Here is a 1,232-nt window from a genome sequence, read left to right as displayed (position 1 = left end):
CTAGTGCCGCATCAGGCAACGTTCGCCCTGGTGACGACCTCGCGTAGTCGTTCGTCGGCGGCGTGCTTGTTTCGCCAGATGATGTAGCGGCGGATCATGCTGCCCTGTTCCTTGTGGCTGGCATGGTCGGTGCCGTCGAGGGCGAAGTAGCGCAGGGCGGTGAACTGGGCCTCGATCCGGTTGAGCCAGGAGCTGTTGGTCGGGGTGTAGGCGATCTCCACGTTGTTCGCCGCGGCCCACGTCCCGACCCTCTGACAGCGCTTCGTCGTCAGGTGCGGCGAGTAGTTGTCGCAGACGATGGCGATGCGCACGTGCGCCGGGTGCAGCGAGCGCAGGTAGCGGCAGAACTCCAGGAACTTGGAGCGGTTCTTGGTCTTCTTGATGTGGCCGTAGAGCTGGTCCTTGGCGAGGTCGTAGGCGGCAAACAGGTGCCGAACCCCGTGCGGGCGGGTGTAGGTCGCCCGCCGTCTCGGCCTCGGCTCGCGGTCGGGGTCCTTGTGCCTCCCGCCGCGTTCGGCCCACTGTCGGCCGGGGTGGGGCTGGAGGTTGAGCGGCCCGAACTCGTCCAGGCAGAAGACGACTTCGGGCTCGCCTTCCTCGGGTATGACCTCGCCGTCGGCGATCGCGTAGAGGTGTTCGACCCGGGCCTTCTTGGCCGCGTAGTCGGGGTCGCGAGAGGCCTTCCAGGTCTTCACGCGTTGAAACGAGACGCCCTCCTCGCGGAGCAGGACCCGAAGGCCCTCGTGGCTGATGTCGTCGACCACCCCCTCGGCGACCAGGAAGTCGGCCAGCTTGGCCAGACTCCAGGTCGAGAAGGGCAGGCCGTGCTCGGCCGGCTTGGACTTGGCGATCTTCTTGATCTCCCGGCGCTCGGGCAGCGTGAACGTCCTCGGCCGTCCACCCTTGTACTTCGGGTAGAGCGAGTCGAAGCCGTCGGCGTTGAAGTTGTGGATCACGTCCCGGACGCGGTCAGTGCTGGTGAACGTGACCTCGGCGATTTTCGCCACGGGCATGCGCTGGGCGGAGAGCAGCACCATTTGGGCCCGCCGCCAGGTCACCACCGAACCGGTGCCTCTGCGGATGATCCGCAGCAGCCGTCTGCCCTCGTCGTCATCGATCTCCCGGACCTGCACGCGTTCAGCCACGTGATCATTCTGACCGCCCGGAGCCGCCAGCCGCAGCACCCGGGCGCCTGGTCACAAGAGGGCGAACGTTGTCTGATGCGGCACTAG

General features: G+C 66.6%; 1 protein-coding gene. It reads right to left on the bottom strand.

Features of this window, described 5'->3' with window-relative positions:
* Positions 1 to 11: 11 nt before the first annotated feature.
* Positions 12 to 1,145: an IS630 family transposase gene (locus ACFRMQ_RS40835; RefSeq protein WP_380735996.1), complete on the bottom strand. Its 1,134-nt coding sequence runs from the start codon at positions 1,143 to 1,145 to the stop codon at positions 12 to 14.
* Between the last annotated feature and the right edge of the window lie 87 nt (positions 1,146 to 1,232).

Origin of the sequence: Kitasatospora sp. NPDC056783 (assembly GCF_042789895.1) — a bacterium.
Classification (GTDB): Bacteria; Actinomycetota; Actinomycetes; order Streptomycetales; family Streptomycetaceae; genus Kitasatospora.
Note: the sequence above shows the minus strand (reverse complement) of the source record. Positions and strands in the feature narration are given on the sequence as shown.